Source organism: Halomonas sp. TD01 (assembly GCF_923868895.1).
GTDB lineage: Bacteria > Pseudomonadota > Gammaproteobacteria > Pseudomonadales > Halomonadaceae > Vreelandella.
The window spans coordinates 3,386,384-3,403,011 of sequence record NZ_OV350343.1 but is presented as its reverse complement, the minus strand read 5'-3'; the positions used below and the strand labels follow the sequence as shown (position 1 = coordinate 3,403,011).

Below are 16,628 nucleotides of genomic sequence, written 5' to 3'. Positions count from 1 at the left end.
TCTCCCGTTGCTGAGGCTTACTGCTATATATGGTCTCTTAACCACTGTCACTAACGACTGCTTCCCATCTTTCCCAGCACCGTATGGAATAGCTTTACGTAAATTATAACAGCTTATTTTTTTGTATAGCTATTGGCGGCTATATCAGGGGGTGTCGCATATTTTGTTGATTAAAAAGAGCGGTGAAGCACATTTACTTGTGCCGTATTGAAGAACAACATAGAAGTTGTCAGCTATAGATGTTAATGAGAACAATATCTATTGAGGATGCGCTATGCCGATCTATACCAACATCGAAGACCTTCGTCGCCATTACGTCCGCCGTACGCCAAAAATGTTCTATGACTACGCTGAGTCGGGCAGTTGGACAGAGCAAACCTTCCGCGAAAATACCAGCGACTTCCAGCATATTCATTTAAAGCAGCGCGTGGCGGTTGATATGTCAGGGCGCTCTACGCGAAGTTCTATGATTGGCGAAGATGTGGCTATGCCAGTGGCGCTGGCGCCCGTGGGGCTAACAGGAATGCAATCGGCGGATGGTGAAATTAAAGCAGCGCGGGCGGCTGAAAAATTTGGTGTGCCGTTCACGCTTTCAACCATGTCGATTTGCTCGATTGAAGATGTCGCGGAACACACTACGCAACCGTTCTGGTTCCAGGTGTATACCTTAAAAGACGATGATTTTATGCGCCGCTTGTTTGAGCGTGCCAAGGCGGCCAATTGTTCTGCTGTTGTGGTCACTGTCGATTTGCAAGTGTTGGGGCAGCGCCACAAAGATCTTAAAAACGGGCTCTCAGCGCCGCCTAAATTGACCGCCAAATCGATTGCCAATATGGCGACGAAAATTCCTTGGGGTTTGGAAATGCTGAAAACCAAACGTCGATCATTTGGCAACATTGTGGGGCATGCCAAGGGGGTTACCGACCCTTCTTCATTGTCAGCATGGACAGCTGAGGCGTTTGATGTATCGCTGGACTGGAAACGTATTGCTCAATTTAAAGAGTGGTGGGGCGGCAAGCTGATTGTGAAAGGTATTATGACCCCTGAGGATGCGCGCTGTGCCGTGGAAATAGGCGCGGATGCCATTATTGTTTCTAATCATGGTGGTCGTCAGCTAGATGGTGCAATGAGTTCAATTCGGATGCTGACAAGCATTATGGATGAAGTAGGTGATGAGATAGAAGTGCATCTCGACTCTGGTATTCGTTCGGGCCAGGACGTACTGAAAGCGCTGGCGTTGGGTGCTAAGGGAACCTACATTGGGCGTGCCTTCACCTATGGTTTAGGGGCTGCCGGTGAAGAGGGGGTAACCAGGGCGCTACAGATTATTCATAAAGAGCTTGATACCACCATGGCGCTATGTGGCGAAACAGACGTTAGCCGATTAGGGCCTCATAACCTTTATGTGCCAAATGGCTTTGCTGATCCCACTGTCAAACTTTAGGCCTCATTTGTTTAGGCCTACTTTATATTCAATGTATTAAAAAAGGGTGCCCAAGTGGCACCCTTTTTTCTTGTGAAAAGCAGTCATCTGGACAGGAAAGCCTCAGTGATACCCTTCGCCCACTTTTACCTTTCCACGGAACACCCAGTAGGTCCAGGCGGTGTATGCCAACACGATAGGAATAACAAACAACACGCCGATCAGCAAAAACAACTGAGACTCCGGTGCAGAAGCGGCGTCCCAAATTGTATAGTTAGGCGGTACGATAACCGGCCACTTGCTGGCGATTAGGCCTAGGTAGGTAAAGATGAATAGGCCCAGCGTTGCGATAAACGGTAAACCTTCCTGCTGGCGCTTTACCGACCGATAAAGAATGCCTGCGCACGCCAAAGCAAGAAGCGGGAAGATACCAATAATGTGTATATTGTTTAGCCAGCGTTCCATTACTTCAGGGCTGATGATCGGTGTCCAAAGGCTGACAATGCCGAAAACCACCAACACAGCTAAGAGCAATTTTGGTGTTATGCGATAGGCCCACTGCTGTACATGGCCCTCTGATTTCAAAATCAACCAAGTAGAGCCAAGCAGTGCGTAGCCTGCCATCAGTCCGAGACCAGTGATTACCGTGAAGGGTGTTAGCCAATCAAACGCACCGCCCACATAACGAAAGTCTTCGACAGCGAACCCCTGAATATAGGCACCCACCACGGCACCTTGAGCGAAGGCAGCAATAGCGGAACCCCAACAGAACGCACGATTCCACCAACGGCGGTTTTTCTTAGACTTGAAACGAAACTCAAACGAGATGCCGCGAAAAATCAAGCCAGCCAACATCAGGAAAACACCGATGTAAAGAGCGGGCAAAAACACGGAATAGACTAGCGGGAAAGCTCCTAGCAGGCCTGCACCGCCTAATACCAGCCATGTTTCGTTGCCATCCCACACGGGGGCAACAGAGTTCATCATCACATCTCGGGACTCTTCATCGGGCGCAAAGGGAAACAAAATACCCAGCCCTAGATCAAAGCCGTCCATTAAAACGTACATGATAACGCCAAAGCCGATTATGACGGCCCAGACTAGCGAGAGATCAATACTCATGGGTTTGCTCCTTCCAGATCGTCATCAAAGGGAGTTTGTGCCGCGGAAAGGGGGCGCTTTGGACGTTGAACTTCACCTTCAACCTCCGCGGGTAATTCCTTCATGCCGTTGCGTACCACTCGAGTTAGATAATAAATACCGGTTAAAAACACCACGCTGTAGACAGCGATATAGCCAATCAAGGTAAACAGCGCCATACCGCCTGTAAGTGAAGGTGTTAGCCCTTCGGCATGGGTCATGACGCCATACACCAACCAAGGCGCACGTCCTGATTCGGTAACAATCCAACCACCCAGAACCGCCAGGAAAGGCGATACAATCATGACGGTAAGCGTTTTTAAGAAAAGCGGGTTTTCATAGACACGCCCCTTGCGACGCAGAAATAACCCAGTCAGAGCAACAGCGATCATCAGTAAGCCAATGCCTACCATGACGCGGAATGCCCAAAATACAATAATGACCGGAGGCTGCTCTTCTATTGGCACTGCGTTAAGCCCAGGAACTTCGCCATCTACATGGTGCGTCAGGATTAAGCTGGCAAGGTTAGGAATGCCGATTTCAAAATGGTTGGTCTGAGATTCTTTATCGGGAATAGCAAAGAGCAGAAGTGGCACGTTGGTTTGCGTTTCCCAGTTACCTTCCATCGCTGCTACTTTAGTCGGCTGGTGTTCCAGGGTGTTCAAACCGTGAAAATCCCCGACTACCGCTTGTGCAGGCGCTAAAATCAGCAGTAACCATAAGCACATGGACAGCGCTTTTTTGTTGGCTTCAACATCACGCTTGCGCAGCAAGAACCAGGCGCTAACCCCCGCAACGACAAATCCACCGGTGAGGAAAGAAGCCATGCCCATGTGAACGAAGCGGTACCAGAAGGAGGGATTAAAAAGCGCTTCCATCCAAGAGGTGATATGGAACCGGCCGTCGATCAGCTCATAACCTGCCGGGGTTTGCATCCAGCTGTTAGCAGAAAGTATCCAGAAAGAAGATATGAACGTGCCTACGGCAACCATTATGGCAGCAAATAAATGCACACCTTCAGGTACTTTATTGCGGCCAAATAACAGTACACCCAGAAATGCAGCTTCTAAGAAAAAGGCTGTTACTACCTCATAGCTGAGGACAGGGCCTAAGAAGTTAGACGTCGCGTAGGCAAAGTTGCTCCAGTTGGTACCAAACTGAAACGACATAACAATGCCCGATACCACACCCATGCCAAACACGACCGCAAACACTTTTGTCCAGAAAAGCGCCAAGCGATCCCAAGCGGGGTTTTCTGTCTTGTAAAACAGGCCATGCAGCAGCGCAATGTAGGAAGCTAGGCCGATAGTGAACACCGGGAAAATGGCATGAAAAGAAACAACAAAGGCGAACTGCAGCCTTGAAAGCAACAGGGGATCTAATTCCATGGCGACCTCCTAGATCGTGTTACATGAAAATATTGAAAATCAGTAGTTGTCGCAGGAGCTATATTCTTAATGGCTATGGTTATATTTCTTTAATTATTAATAGTAGTTGAAACCACTCTGCGACGTAAGTTGAAAGTACCCAATGACGCATGACGTATTGTCGCATCTCCTTGTTAGTAAATATTCTCATTTCTATACGCTTATGCTTCTATTTTAGATTTGAGGGTGCTAAATTTACTGACACTAGATTTGCTGGCGCAATCTAGCGAAGGCTGAAAGATTGATAAATTCGCTAACGTTTAAAAAGGAACTTTCGATGAAACGAACTGCTTCACTCTTACTAGCGGGCCTGCTAAGCAGTGGACTTGTGGTTGCTAGCGACAATGAGCGGCCTGATCACTTTGAAGGGCAATCTTCCGACACCTTGGAACAAGCGATTGAAAATTTAACTGAAGGGAATCAGCAGCTAGCTGAATTACTTTCGCAGGATGAGATCACGGATACACAAATGGGCGAGATCCACATGCTCACCTACACGCTGGAAAACGCATTGCAGAAAGTTGATGAAGAAGTAGATGCAATGGCTGTCTTACTGGAAGAGGTACACCTAGGTTCGGAAACGCTGGATCAAGAGCGCGTAGCAAGCAATGGTGAACGTTATTTGGAAGCGTCTTCACTGCTAACAGAATAAAGCCCTTGAGCAAGCACCTGAAAAAAGCACTGCTAACGACGCAAATAAGGCTCGTCTGCTTTAGGCGGGCCGGTGCCACCCCAAGTCTGTATTTTTGCCACAAGCCAATCTGCTGACAAATTTTGCTAAGCTAAACGACTGTTTTTATGCTGGCACTTTTCCTCTATGTCTTCACTTCCGTCTTCACTACCGTCTTCACATCTGCCTCGATTTCGATCTTCGCGCTGGTTGCCTGGCGGACATTTGCAGACGCTTTATAGCCCACTATTGCGGACGCCGCCTCGATTACATCGTCAGCGAGAGAGGATGATGCTCCAAGATGGTGATTTTATCGATGTGGATTGGTATGGGCCTGAGGAGGCGTCGGCACATTGCGTGCTACTGCTTCATGGCTTAACCGGCAGCTCTTCTTCACTGTATATTCTGGGGCAACAGCAAGCGTTAGCGGCGCGTGGCTGGCAGAGCGTGGCCGTGAATTGGCGTGGCTGTTCTGGTGAGCCAAACCATCGCGCCAGGGGATATCACTCTGGGGCGAGTGAGGACTTGGCTGATGTGGTTAATCAACTGGCATCACGTTATCCAACCAAACTGTTTACCGCGGTTGGCTACTCACTGGGCGGCAATGTGTTGCTCAAGTACTTGGGCGAGCAGGGCAGCAATACTCCGTTGAGGGCGGCTGTAGCGGTATCAGTACCCTTTCGGCTAGACCACTGCGCGGACCGAATAAGCAAAGGCTTTTCCAAAATTTACCAGGCACGTTTTCTACGCGATCTGCGTCAGTATGTTGAGCGTAAACAGCGTGCGTTCTTACGCCAAGGGCGTCGTGAGGAATTGGCGCGTTTGGCGGCGCTTGAAACGCTGGAAGGTATGAAGACGTTTTGGGACTTCGATGGGCGTGTTACTGCGCCATTGCATGGCTTTGAAAGTGCCGATGACTATTACCGCCGCTGCAGCAGTGCTTTCTTTGTAGAGTACCTTCGTGTTCCAACGCTCATTGTGCATGCGCAAGATGACCCTTTTATCTATCCGCAGAGCGTTCCTCTCGCTGAAACCCTGCCAAGCTGTGTCACCCTGGAACTTCATGCCTCGGGTGGCCATGTGGGCTTTATCGCAGGTTCTCTTTGGCGACCGCGGTATTATCTTGAGCACCGATTGCCTGACTGGTTGCAGTCGCAGGTTCCTAATCTGAATGTGTCGGATAACGCCGAAGTACTACTATCCTAATTAACGTCAATCACTCAGAGGTTGCTATGTCTGCGTTCTTCGACCGCTTAAACGGTGTTTCGTCTCCTCGTGTTGGGTTGGGATGCATGAATCTATCCCACGGCTATGGACAGCATGTGCCAGAGACAGAGGCGTTTCAGGTACTGGAAGAGGCATTCGAAATGGGATATCGCCATTTCGATACGGCGACTCTTTATGGTGGAACGGCAAATGAGCGGCTGTTGGGGCTCGCCTTGAAGACTAAAAGACATCAACTGTTGCTCGCCAGTAAGTGTGGAATGGCATTGGATGCTGAAACGGGCAAGCGCGTGATCGATGGTCGCCCTGAAACGTTGCGCCACCAATGCGAGGAGAGCCTGAAACGACTGAAAACGGACTATTTGGATATTTACTACCTGCATCGCCTAGATCGCAGTGTTCCTATTGAAGAGAGTGTCGGGGCGCTTGGCCGACTTGTGGAAGAAGGCAAAATTGGCGCGGTTGGTTTATCTGAGATATCGGCGGAGACACTTCGCAAAGGCAACGCGGAATATCCTGTGGACGCAGTGCAGTCAGAGTACTCACTTTGGACACGCAATCCCGACATTGCTTTAAAGAATGTATGCGTGGAACTCGATATAGCCTTGGTGGCGTTTAGCCCTCTAGGGCGTGGCTTTTTGGCGGGTTCAGTAGAAGAAAATACACTATTTGCATCTGGCGACATGCGAGCTGGAATGCCCAGGTTTAGCAAAGACAACCTACCTCATAACCTTTATTTGTTGTCAGATTTTAAGGCGTTAGCTACCCGTCTCGAGATAACACCCGCACAGCTGGCGCTGGCATGGTTAAAAGCTCAGGGGCGTCATATCATTCCTATTCCTGGCTCCTGCTCAGTGGCGCATGTACGTGAGAATTTACTCGCTGAAACGGTCGTGTTGGATGCTGCAACGGTGACTCAGCTCAATGGCATGATGCTACCGGATCAAGTTGCCGGCGCTCGTTACAGTGATGCGCAACAAGCCGATATTGATACCGAAGAATTTGCGGGCTAATAAGGTAGATAAATTATTTACCAAACCCCGTTGCTTTCTTTCCGCCCAGAGCTATTATTCGCTACCAACGACGATGTTGTTAGCCCACTAAGGAGCACTGCCATGTTGAAAGGTCTTATTATCTGTTTCGCAGTGCTATTTGCACAGCTGGCGGTGCTGAACGTGATTGATGCACGACTCTACAACGCTCAGGATGCACGTCAGACAGGGACAACGCAGCATTTGCCTCATAAGGAAGAAGACGACGATAACATTTCGCCGGCGTAGAAAAAAAGCGGCAATGGACAGCTATTTGCCCATCGCCGCTGCTTTTATAAACGTTTTACAACATCTCATTTAGCCACTGCTTGAATGTTTCCCAAGAGCGCTTGTCTGCTCGCTCATGGTAACGATCACTGCCAAATACACTAAATGCGTGAGGTGCTCCAGAATAAATGCCTACCTCGTAGGTAATGTTGGCTTGTTCCAACTCTGTTGCCAGTGTTGCGACATCTTCTAAGCTAACCGACGTATCAGCACCACCATGGGCGATATAAATGGGCGGTGTCGCGCTGGTGTACGCTTGGCCCTCGGGAGTACCTAGCCCACCATGGAAGCTGGTATACGCTGCGATATTATTAGCTTCTCCTGAACGGGCTATCTCTAATGCCACTGCACCACCAAAGCAGTAGCCCATTATAACGGTTTGCAAAGCCGCACCCTCTTTCCTTGCTTGATCCAGGCCTGCCAGCGTTAAATGGCGCATTCGTTCACGATCTTCGTAAAGTGCGCGTGTTGCCGCTTGTTTAGCTTCTATTGCCTGAGGTCGGTTGCCTGCACCGAATAAATCAACGGCAAACGCATCATAGCCTTCAGCCGCTAACATATCGGCACGTTGGCGCTCATAGTCGTCAATACCATCCCAGTCGTGAATGATTAGCACGCTGCCTTTTGTATTGTCGCCAGCGGATATAAAGTAGCCTTCGTAGGCTTCACCATCTACTTCGTAACGAATGTCTTCACCACCCGCAGTGAAGCCGTAAGCAGAAGAGGTGAGGGCAATAACGCCAAATGTGGCGACGGTTAGGGGAATTTTATTGAGCATTTCTATGTCCAAAACGGTGTGGAATGTTAAGCATAGTCAACGCTGGAGGAGAGAGAGCCCCAAAACGCAGTTGTTTGCGTGGAAGACAAATACTTGCGTCTGGAACTTGGTAACGGCATCCTTGTCCGTTGTTAGTATTACCATTAGGGAGCATAGATAAATGGCTTTTAACGATTCGAACACGGCGAGAGCGCAAACGCGCAGCGAAGTAAGTAGTGTTAGCGCCAACAAAGTGCTACGCAACACCTACGCGCTATTGGCCATGACATTGCTATTCTCTGCAGTCACCGCTGGTGCCTCCGTAGCAATGGGCATCCAACAAATGAACATCTTTGTGTTCTTTATCGGTGCGTATGGGCTAATGTTCCTGGTACACAAGACGGCCAATTCAGCCGCTGGCTTGCTGGCTACTTTCGCATTCACTGGATTTATGGGCTTCACCCTCGGCCCCATCATTTCCGCTTATCTAACGTTGCCTAACGGCGGCGCGTTGATAATGAATGCATTGGCAATGACTGGTCTGACGTTCATAGGCCTTTCTGCGGTTGCATTAACCACTAAGAAAGACTTCAGCTTTTTAGGTAATTTCCTAATGGCGGGCGCCATCGTGCTGATATTGGCCATGGTAGCCGGGCTGATCTTCAACATCCCTGCGCTTTCTTTGATGGTTTCCGCTGGCTTTGTACTGTTTGCATCAGCCGCAATCCTCTACCAAACCAGTGAAATTGTTCACCGGGCGGGAGAGACTAACTATATCCTAGCAACCGTTACGCTTTATGTTTCCATCTATAATCTGTTCATCAGTCTTCTCTCGATACTAGGTATTATGAGCAACGACTGATCATCCCCGTAGTATTATCGCGACAGACCCTACTTGCTAGGGTCTGTTTTTTTTAGGGCGGACTGTGTCGAGATAACCCGATGGAGTATGGCTTATTGGTCATGGGGGCACCGTATAGTAGTGCAGCCCCTCATTCCGCGCTGCGATTTGCCCAAGCAGTGCTAGATAAAGGGCATCACATCAAGGGCGTTTTTTTCTATCAGGATGGCGTCCATAATGCCTCCCAACTGATGGCTCCTCCCCAGGATGAGCTCAATATGCGGGAAGCCTGGGTTGAACTGCATCGTCAACACGGTGTGGCATTGGATGTATGCATAGCGGCAGCGTTACGCCGTGGCGTGATGAGTGAGGCAGAAGCAAAGCGGCACGGGCGAGTGAATTTCAACCTTGCAGCACCCTTTGAATTAACTGGGCTAGGGCAACTGCTTGAGCTACAGCAGCGCTGTGATCGATTGATTACGTTTGCTTAGCACTGTGGCAGGGCATAGACGAACTGGTCGACAGGGCCTATAGGTGGAACTGAGAGATGGCTGAAGCAAATGAGCGACTCGTTGTTATACGACATGCACCCTATAGCTCAAGTGAGTTGCGGGAAGGCTTGGATGTAGCGCTAGTGGCTGCGGCCTTTGGGCAAGCGGTTAGTCTTCTGTTTTTAGGGCAGGGTGTGTTCGCGCTACTCAAGGAACAGCGGGTTGGTGCACCTGGTCAAAAAGCAACGCTGCCGACGATTGATATGTTAGAAATGTACGATATAGAAAACATATTAATCCCTACTGAGACTCTACAAGCCTTCAATATAACCGCTGACCAGTTGGTTGAGGGAGTTACCTTAGTACCGACTTCAGAAATGCCAGACCTATTTCAGCGTTACACTTATGTACTCAATTTTTAGCAGAGTAGCCAACACATGCTGCATATTCTGAATAAACCTCCTCATAGTGATGCTGCAGTGCAAATGCTCAACGCGCTGAGCAATGGTGACTCCGTCGTGTTAATTGAAGACGGTGTGCAGGCGGCGCTTTACCCTGAATGGCAAGGCTGGGCAACAAGTGCAGCTTCGATTTTTATGTTAGCCGAAGATGCTATCTCTAGAGGGATCCACTCTATTGCCATTACCCACGGGCTGCCCCTGATAGAGATGGATGGCTTTGTTGCGCTGACAGAGCAACATGAACAGATCATTTCCTGGTATTAAACATGAGTAATCAAAACTTATACCGTTATCTTGATTCGTCGCAAAATATCCAACTTGACCCTGAAGGATACCTAGTTGAGCAGCGGCAGTGGAGCCTTGAGGTTGCCAATTTACTTGCTGAAGATGAAGGACTAACCCTTACAGAAAAACACTGGGAAATTATTCAGCTAGTGCGCGATTTTTACATCCGTTATGAAATGGCGCCCGCCATGCGTCCCTTAGTTAAAGCCACGAAACAGGCTCTGGGTGACGAAAAGGGTAATTCGATTTATTTAATGACGCTGTTTCCAGGTAGTCCGCCTAAACGTATTGCTCGTATTGCTGGCCTGCCTAAGCCCACAAACTGTCTGTAGTCATTTTTATAGCTATTTTTAGCAATACCTAGTCTTGATGTTATACCAAGTCGCCGCGCGTACAAACGGAAAGCACGACCGCATCTTCAGGACTGGTAGAGACAAGGGCATGCCCCATATCACTATCAAAATAGATACTATCGCCTTCGGCGAGCATGAGTGGAGCGTAAAACTCTGTGTAGAGTAAGATATCGCCTTCTAAGATCATCAAGAATTCTTCACCGTCATGTCGCACCCATTGATGATACTCATCAAAACTGCGTGCTCTGACAATGGTTTTGAATGGAATCATGCGTTTTTGTGCAAGCTGATGCCCCAGCAGCTCATGCTCGTAAGTGGGAGTAGGGTGCAATTGACCTTTGCCTTTGCGGGTAAGGTCTCTACGCCCCATGGTATAGCGTTCTCGCTTTGGCGGCGTAAATAACTGGGGCAGGTCGATGTTCAGGCCGGTAATCAGCTTTTGAACCACACTGAACGTTGGCGACACTTGGTCATTTTCGATCTTGGAGAGCGTTGACCGTGCTAAGCCTGTGCGCTGACTAACGTCTTCCAGTGTCCACTGGTTAGCCAGGCGAATCTGTTTTAATCGTTCACCCAGGCGTAAAGGTTCCACAAAGGGCTTTCGCCCTGAGGCGATGCGCAGCGCAGCATGCTCTTCAGAAGTAGCGGTCATAAAAAATCACGTGAGTAAACGTCAATGAGACCGCATGTTATCACAATCGCCGAGTACCGAAGTTGCACAGTATCAACATCACACGGTCACTACGGAACATCCGTAAAGGGCAACCCCAATAAGGCTTTTAAGTGAGCTTCTGCACCGCTAGCAAGGGTTTTCGGGTTATACCCTCCCTCAAGTACTGAAACCACGCGGTTTTCTGCATAAAGAGCTGCAATTTCCATTGCCAGGTGCGTTACCCAATAGAAGTCCTCATCTTCTAAACAGATGTCACCCATAGGGTCGTCGCGATGGGCATCGAAGCCAGCAGACAGCATGACTAAATCTGGTTTGAACGCATGCAGGGCGGGAAGCCACTGCCGCTCGATAATGCGTCTAAACTCAGTACTGTCAGTGCCTACTTCCAGCGGCGTGTTCACCACATTCTGCCATTCACTGCGTAAGTAGCGCCATGGGTAAAACGGGTACTGGAAACTAGTGCACACCAGCACCTCAGGATCATTTTTGAAGATATCAATAGTGCCATTGCATTGATGGACATCGAAATCGAGGATCGCGATACGCCTAGCACCATATTTGGCTTTTGCATGGGCAGCACCGACGGCAATATTGTTATAGAAACAAAACCCCATCGCATCAGCAGCTTCTGCATGATGCCCAGGTGGACGTACTGCACAAAATACGTTGTCTGCTTGGCGTTTAAACACTTGGTCAACCCCGCGGATGACTGCTCCTGCAGCCACTCTTGCCGCTTTTAAGCTATCGGGGTTCATCATTGTGTCGCTATCTAGTGTAACGATACCTTCTTTTGGCAGGCACTTTTCTAACGCATTGAGGTGCCTTGTTGGGTGCACTCTTGCCAATGCCTCGTTACACGCTTCTTTGGCATCCGCTTGCATGGTTTGTTGGAGAAGGCCAGCAAGAGAGAGACGCGCGCGTATCGCCTCAAGCCGTTGAGGGCTTTCAGGGTGCTCAGGACCCATGTGGTGCAATGCGCAGTCTGGGTGGGTAAGGTAGGCAGTAATCATGCAAGCACTCCGAGGACAATATCGACACCTTAATCGTCCCAGGGGCTTGCGCGACACTGTCAATAAGTCGTACACAGTGGTTATTAATTTCAGGGGAGACGCATTCGTGAGCACACGTTTTTTGCATCATTTTTTCGAACCGCGCACAGTGGCCGTGTTCGGTGCCTCTGAAAAGCCAGCCTCATTAGGTGGTTTGGTACTCAATAACCTTCAAGAGGGCGGTTTTAGGGGAAAAATGTGGGCAGTCAATCTTAAAGGGTATGACACAGTATTCGGCGTGGAGTGTGTGCGCACAGTTAACGAGCTGCCTGAAATTCCTGATCTAGCCGTTATTTGCTCCCCTATTGATGGTGTCCCTAGTCTTATTAAAAAACTTGGGCAGTTTGGTGTTAAGGCTGCTTTGGTGCTTTCCGGTGGTGCTTACCTTGACCGTGAGACGGGTAATAAGGGCTCTATCCGGCAACGTATGCTGCAGTCAGCGATAGAGTCGGGTATTCGAGTATTAGGGCCAGAGTGCATGGGCCTGATCGTGCCAGGCAAGAAACTGAATGCCTCCTATGCCAGCCAGCCAGTTCAAGCGGGTAAGGTAGCCTATCTAGGACAATCGGGCATGTTGGCAAATGCGATGATTGATTGGGCAGCTGGCCGCGACGTTGGCTTTTCACACTTGATCACGGTGGGTGACAGTGTCGATGTGCTGCTGCCAGATTTGATTGATTATGTGAATCAGTTCTCTCCAGCGCAAGCGATTCTGCTGCATCTTGAACGCGTGATGGATGCCCAGCACTTTATGACCTCCGTGCGTGATGCATCGCGTAACCGCTTGGTCGTCGCCATCAAGAGTGGGCGAACGCCGCAGTCAGATATTTCGGGTATGGCTCCCACGCCAGGTATTGCTAATCGTGATGTGGTTTTTGACGCGGCCTTCGCCCGAGCGGGCGTTGTTCGCGTCAATGATTATGATGAATTGCTGGATGCGCTTGAAACCTTATCGCGCATGAAGCCGCTTCGCGGCGACCGTTTGGCTATTGTGTCCAATGGCTTAGGGCCTGCCATGCTAGCGATCGACAAACTGATTAGTGCTGGCGGTAAACTAGCGGAGTTTACCGAAGAGACGCAACGTGTGTTGCATAAAAGCCAGGTAGACATGAGCAAGCCCGGTGAAAATCCAGTGGATTTAGGAGGCAACGCGACGCCAGAGCGTTTTGTTGAAGCACTAAAGATTGTCACTGCGGATCCGAATGTCGATGCAGTACTGGTGGTTCACGCGCCGACTCGCTTATCCCCGTCACTGGCCACCGCTCAGTCGCTGATTGATCATCGAAAAACGTTTAAGCGTAATTTGCTGACTAGCTGGATGGGGCTGAAAGAGGCTCTTAACGCTAGGCATGTGTGCAATTTGGCGGGTATACCCACCTATACATCGCCAGAAAAGGCAGTGAAAGCATTTATGCATATGGTGGACTATCAGCGTGTTCAGGCGCTGCTGCATGAAATTCCGCCTAGCTTGCCATTTTCTACCAGCGTAGAGATTCGCGCGGAGTGTCGCGCGCTAATTAAAAATGCCAAAGCGGAAGGGCGGCAAACATTGACCCATTCTGAAACGGCCCAGGTATTAGAAGCCTACGGTATTCCCGCCGCACCTAGTGTCTATTTGGCTAATCCTGAAGAGGCATTAGCAATGGCGGATCATTTTCCTGGGCCCAAGGCGCTAAAAGTCATCCACGAAGGCAATTGCCGACCTTATCGCTACCGCAAGCATCCCCATAAAATATCCGCGGGCTTACTGCAAGATTTAGAAACACCGGAACAAGTTGCCGAAGGGATCCGTCAGCTAGGCGATAAAGTGCGCGAGAAATTCCCCGAATATGCTATTCGCGAATACTGTTTGCAGCCAATGCAGCGGGGCAAACACTCAATGCAGATATGTGCCGGGATCACTCGTGATCCTGTGTTCGGTCCGCTGATTGTTTTCGGGATAGGCGGCTACAAAGTGAACGTGCTAGCGGATCGTCAGATTGCGCTACCGCCGCTGAACATGAGTTTGGCCGCGGACGTGGTGGGTAGAACTCATGCGGCTTCATTGATTCGCGAGCATTCGGCCGACCCCGAACGAGATATCCAGCGGCTCTGCCAACTGTTGGTCAAGCTATCCCAAATGGCGTCTGACTTGGGCGACTTGAGGGGGCTTGAACTCAACCCTCTGCTGCTGAACCGTGATGGGATGTTAGCAGTGGATTTTGCCATGGACTTAGGCACGCCCGCGCGTTTTGCCATCATGCCTTATCCTGAAGAGCTACGTGAGTGGGTAACGCTGAAAAACGGCTGGCAGGTAGAGGTTCGTCCCATTCGAGCGGAAGATGCGCCGTTGATTACGACGTTCCACCGTCAGCTGTCAGAGGAGAGTATTCGATTTCGTTATTTCCACAATAAATCCAACTTAACCCAGCGTGATTTGTCGATTCTGTCGCATATTAACTACGATCGGCAGATGGCCTTTATTGCCGAACATCAGCACGATGACGGGAGTAAAGAGATGTTGGGCGTTGTGCGTGTATGGAATGATCCCGACAATATCCGTACGGAATTTTCTGTCATTATCCGTGACGACTTACAGGGTCTGGGTATCGGTAGTCTGTTGATGAAGAAGATGATCGATTACTGCACCAACATTGGCACGCTCGAAATGATCGGCAAAATTATGGTGGACAATCATCCCATGCGTGCCTTGATGAAGCACTTGGGCTTTAGGTGTCGCTACAATATGGAAGAGCAGGTGATAGATGCCGTACTCCGGTTAAATGAACCTGAAAGTGAATGGCAGCGCCACAGGCTGGAGAGCCAGCCTGACTAGGCTTTATGCACACAGGCTTAGCGAAACCAGCAGAAACCTAAATAATAGTAGGCCTGCCTTTTTCTGGGGCAGGCCTATTCATGAGCTTGGTAACAGCGGGTGATGATAAAGCCTACGTTACGGTGCTAGGCGGAAGCGGCTCCAGTCGCCGCCATCACGCCGTTCAAAGCGCAGGCGGTCATGAAGGCGACTAGGCTGTCCCTGCCAGAACTCAATCATTTCTGGTTTAACTCGATATCCGCCCCAATGATTCGGACGAGGAATATCTTGGCCTTCATAGGCCTGTTCAAAGCGTTTTTGGCGTTCTTCAATCCAGTTGCGGTCAGGAATCACGACGCTCTGGGTAGCAATCCAGGTACCCAGCTGGCTGCCACGCGGCCGGCTCGAAAAGTATTCATCAGACTCGGAATGAGCCACCCGTTCAACGGGCCCTTCGATACGGACTTGGCGCGACTGCGAAGGCCACCAAAAGGTAATGGCGGCGAAAGGTACATTGCTGAGTTCACTGCCTTTGTGGCTATGGTAATTGGTAAAAAACACCATACCTTTCTCGTCAAACCCTTTCAGCAGTACGACACGGGCATGGGGGCGTCCCTGGCTGTCTACTGTAGAAAGGGTCATTGCGTTACCGTCTTGTCCTTCTGTTTCCAGCGCTAGGCTAAACCACTCATCAAACAGCACAAAGGGGTCGTCGGGGGCCTGGGCTTCATCAAGGTGCCCACCTTCATAATCGCGCCTAATATCAGCTATATTGCGTGTCATTGAATACTGCTCCCTTTAAATTTTGTTCATGTTCGCTGGTCTGTTCGTAAAGCTCAAGCCCTGTCTCTCAGCCCTGCTTACACGCTCTATTCAGAAGCCCAGGCCAGAGGTTGATGGCGTTATGGCTAACTTAAAGTTGTTTGATTGTATAACGCGTCGACTACGTTCTGTAATGCGTTATATCAGAATCATTGAAGAAATGAGAAAATGTATGAATAGAAGATAAAGGGCAACGTGATGCAGAATGATAGAAAACAGCTGGCTGTTTGGGATGTGTTTATACGCTTATTTCATTGGTGTCTGTTGGCAGCGGTGATCATTTCGTTTTACACCACCAAAACCAACGGTGCACCATTTTTGTTTCCGATTGAGGTTCACGCCCAAGCTGGCTACATCATTATTGGTTTACTGGTATTTCGCGTGTTATGGGGCGTATCAGGCTCTGCTTATGCTCGCTTTAGTACGTTTATTTATGGGCCTAAGGACACGGCAATTTATGCCAAAGCGCTGCTAAAGCGGCGTGCACCACACTATGCAAGCCACAACCCCCTAGGCGGCTGGATGGTGGTACTTTTGTTGCTCTCACTGAGTTTTCAGGCAGCAAGTGGACTGTTCCTGAGTGACGATATCTTCTTTCAAGGGCCGCTTTACGGTTTGCTGGGCCGAGACGTGAGTAGCGGACTGGCCAGCTTGCATGCGCTAAACAGCGATGTGCTGCTTATACTCATAGGAATGCATCTTGTGGGCATCATTGTTCATGCTCTGCAAGGAGAGCACTTAGTGCCTGCAATGGTGACGGGCATCAAACGTTTCACTAGCGAACCGATAGATATAAAACCTGCCCACCGAACTAAGCATCGCTTATTTGCGCTAGGTGCTTTTTTAGTTGCGGTAGGCGTCTGTGGCTGGCTATGGTTTTACCCCTATTAGACAAACAG

General features: G+C 49.6%; 18 protein-coding genes. 12 read left to right on the top strand and 6 right to left on the bottom strand.

Annotated elements, in window-relative coordinates:
- Positions 1-274: 274 nt before the first annotated feature.
- On the top strand, positions 275-1,444 hold the full coding sequence (locus L1X57_RS15375; RefSeq protein ID WP_009724381.1) for an alpha-hydroxy acid oxidase: 1,170 nt from the start codon (positions 275-277) through the stop codon (positions 1,442-1,444).
- 102 nt (positions 1,445-1,546) lie between these two features.
- On the opposite strand, the gene cydB is transcribed toward L1X57_RS15375, so the two are convergent.
- Together cydB and L1X57_RS15365 are read right to left on the bottom strand one after the other, a co-directional pair.
- Positions 1,547-2,545, bottom strand: coding sequence for a cytochrome d ubiquinol oxidase subunit II (cydB, locus tag L1X57_RS15370; RefSeq protein WP_009724382.1), 999 nt, complete (start codon positions 2,543-2,545; stop codon positions 1,547-1,549).
- Complete coding sequence (locus L1X57_RS15365) at positions 2,542-3,951, bottom strand: cytochrome ubiquinol oxidase subunit I (protein ID WP_009724383.1); 1,410 nt, start codon at positions 3,949-3,951, stop codon at positions 2,542-2,544. Before L1X57_RS15365 ends, cydB begins: the two co-directional genes overlap by 4 nt.
- 316 nt (positions 3,952-4,267) lie before the next feature.
- Between L1X57_RS15365 and L1X57_RS15360 the strand changes: the two genes are divergently transcribed.
- The 4 genes from L1X57_RS15360 to L1X57_RS15345 all read left to right on the top strand — a co-directional run bounded on the left by L1X57_RS15360 (position 4,268) and on the right by L1X57_RS15345 (position 7,164).
- Positions 4,268-4,642 carry a DUF6746 family protein gene (locus L1X57_RS15360; RefSeq protein WP_009724384.1) on the top strand — a complete coding sequence of 125 codons (375 nt, stop codon included), beginning with the start codon at positions 4,268-4,270 and terminating at the stop codon, positions 4,640-4,642.
- A 165-nt stretch (positions 4,643-4,807) separates the two neighbouring features.
- Positions 4,808-5,866: a hydrolase gene (locus tag L1X57_RS15355; RefSeq protein WP_050801108.1), complete on the top strand. Its 1,059-nt coding sequence runs from the start codon at positions 4,808-4,810 to the stop codon at positions 5,864-5,866.
- A gap of 26 nt (positions 5,867-5,892) precedes the next feature.
- Positions 5,893-6,897 carry an aldo/keto reductase gene (locus tag L1X57_RS15350; protein WP_039869611.1) on the top strand — a complete coding sequence of 335 codons (1,005 nt, stop codon included), beginning with the start codon at positions 5,893-5,895 and terminating at the stop codon, positions 6,895-6,897.
- Positions 6,898-6,999: 102 nt separating this feature from the next.
- Complete coding sequence (locus tag L1X57_RS15345; RefSeq protein WP_009724387.1) at positions 7,000-7,164, top strand: hypothetical protein; 165 nt, start codon at positions 7,000-7,002, stop codon at positions 7,162-7,164.
- Between the two features lie 55 nt (positions 7,165-7,219).
- On the opposite strand, the gene L1X57_RS15340 is transcribed toward L1X57_RS15345, so the two are convergent.
- Positions 7,220-7,981 carry a dienelactone hydrolase family protein gene (locus tag L1X57_RS15340; RefSeq protein ID WP_009724388.1) on the bottom strand — a complete coding sequence of 254 codons (762 nt, stop codon included), beginning with the start codon at positions 7,979-7,981 and terminating at the stop codon, positions 7,220-7,222.
- 160 nt (positions 7,982-8,141) lie between these two features.
- Here L1X57_RS15340 and L1X57_RS15335 point away from each other — a divergent pair, with 160 nt between their 5' ends.
- From L1X57_RS15335 to L1X57_RS15315, 5 genes are all read left to right on the top strand, one after another.
- Positions 8,142-8,822 carry a Bax inhibitor-1/YccA family protein gene (locus L1X57_RS15335; RefSeq protein WP_009724389.1) on the top strand — a complete coding sequence of 227 codons (681 nt, stop codon included), beginning with the start codon at positions 8,142-8,144 and terminating at the stop codon, positions 8,820-8,822.
- 80 nt (positions 8,823-8,902) lie between these two features.
- Positions 8,903-9,292 (top strand): sulfurtransferase complex subunit TusD, encoded by a 390-nt coding sequence (gene tusD / locus L1X57_RS15330; RefSeq protein WP_009724390.1) that lies wholly within the window; start codon positions 8,903-8,905, stop codon positions 9,290-9,292.
- Positions 9,293-9,348: 56 nt separating this feature from the next.
- A complete protein-coding gene (gene tusC / locus L1X57_RS15325) occupies positions 9,349-9,714 on the top strand; it encodes a sulfurtransferase complex subunit TusC (RefSeq protein WP_009724391.1) in 366 nt (121 codons plus the stop codon).
- A gap of 15 nt (positions 9,715-9,729) precedes the next feature.
- Complete coding sequence (gene tusB, locus L1X57_RS15320) at positions 9,730-10,017, top strand: sulfurtransferase complex subunit TusB (protein WP_009724392.1); 288 nt, start codon at positions 9,730-9,732, stop codon at positions 10,015-10,017.
- Positions 10,018-10,019: 2 nt separating this feature from the next.
- On the top strand, positions 10,020-10,370 hold the full coding sequence (locus tag L1X57_RS15315) for a TusE/DsrC/DsvC family sulfur relay protein (protein WP_009724393.1): 351 nt from the start codon (positions 10,020-10,022) through the stop codon (positions 10,368-10,370).
- Between the two features lie 40 nt (positions 10,371-10,410).
- On the opposite strand, the gene L1X57_RS15310 is transcribed toward L1X57_RS15315, so the two are convergent.
- Positions 10,411-11,043 (bottom strand): helix-turn-helix domain-containing protein, encoded by a 633-nt coding sequence (locus L1X57_RS15310; protein ID WP_009724394.1) that lies wholly within the window; start codon positions 11,041-11,043, stop codon positions 10,411-10,413.
- A gap of 89 nt (positions 11,044-11,132) precedes the next feature.
- Positions 11,133-12,074 (bottom strand): histone deacetylase family protein, encoded by a 942-nt coding sequence (locus L1X57_RS15305; RefSeq protein WP_009724395.1) that lies wholly within the window; start codon positions 12,072-12,074, stop codon positions 11,133-11,135.
- A 106-nt stretch (positions 12,075-12,180) separates the two neighbouring features.
- On the opposite strand from L1X57_RS15305, the gene L1X57_RS15300 reads away from it, so the two are divergent.
- The gene (locus tag L1X57_RS15300) at positions 12,181-14,928 is read left to right on the top strand and encodes a bifunctional acetate--CoA ligase family protein/GNAT family N-acetyltransferase (RefSeq protein ID WP_009724396.1); all 2,748 of its coding nucleotides are present in this window, start codon (positions 12,181-12,183) and stop codon (positions 14,926-14,928) included.
- A 117-nt stretch (positions 14,929-15,045) separates the two neighbouring features.
- On the opposite strand, the gene pdxH is transcribed toward L1X57_RS15300, so the two are convergent.
- Positions 15,046-15,690 (bottom strand): pyridoxamine 5'-phosphate oxidase, encoded by a 645-nt coding sequence (pdxH, locus tag L1X57_RS15295; protein WP_009724397.1) that lies wholly within the window; start codon positions 15,688-15,690, stop codon positions 15,046-15,048.
- Positions 15,691-15,927: 237 nt separating this feature from the next.
- Between pdxH and L1X57_RS15290 the strand changes: the two genes are divergently transcribed.
- Positions 15,928-16,620, top strand: coding sequence for a cytochrome b/b6 domain-containing protein (locus L1X57_RS15290; RefSeq protein ID WP_009724398.1), 693 nt, complete (start codon positions 15,928-15,930; stop codon positions 16,618-16,620).
- The last annotated feature ends 8 nt before the right edge of the window (positions 16,621-16,628 follow it).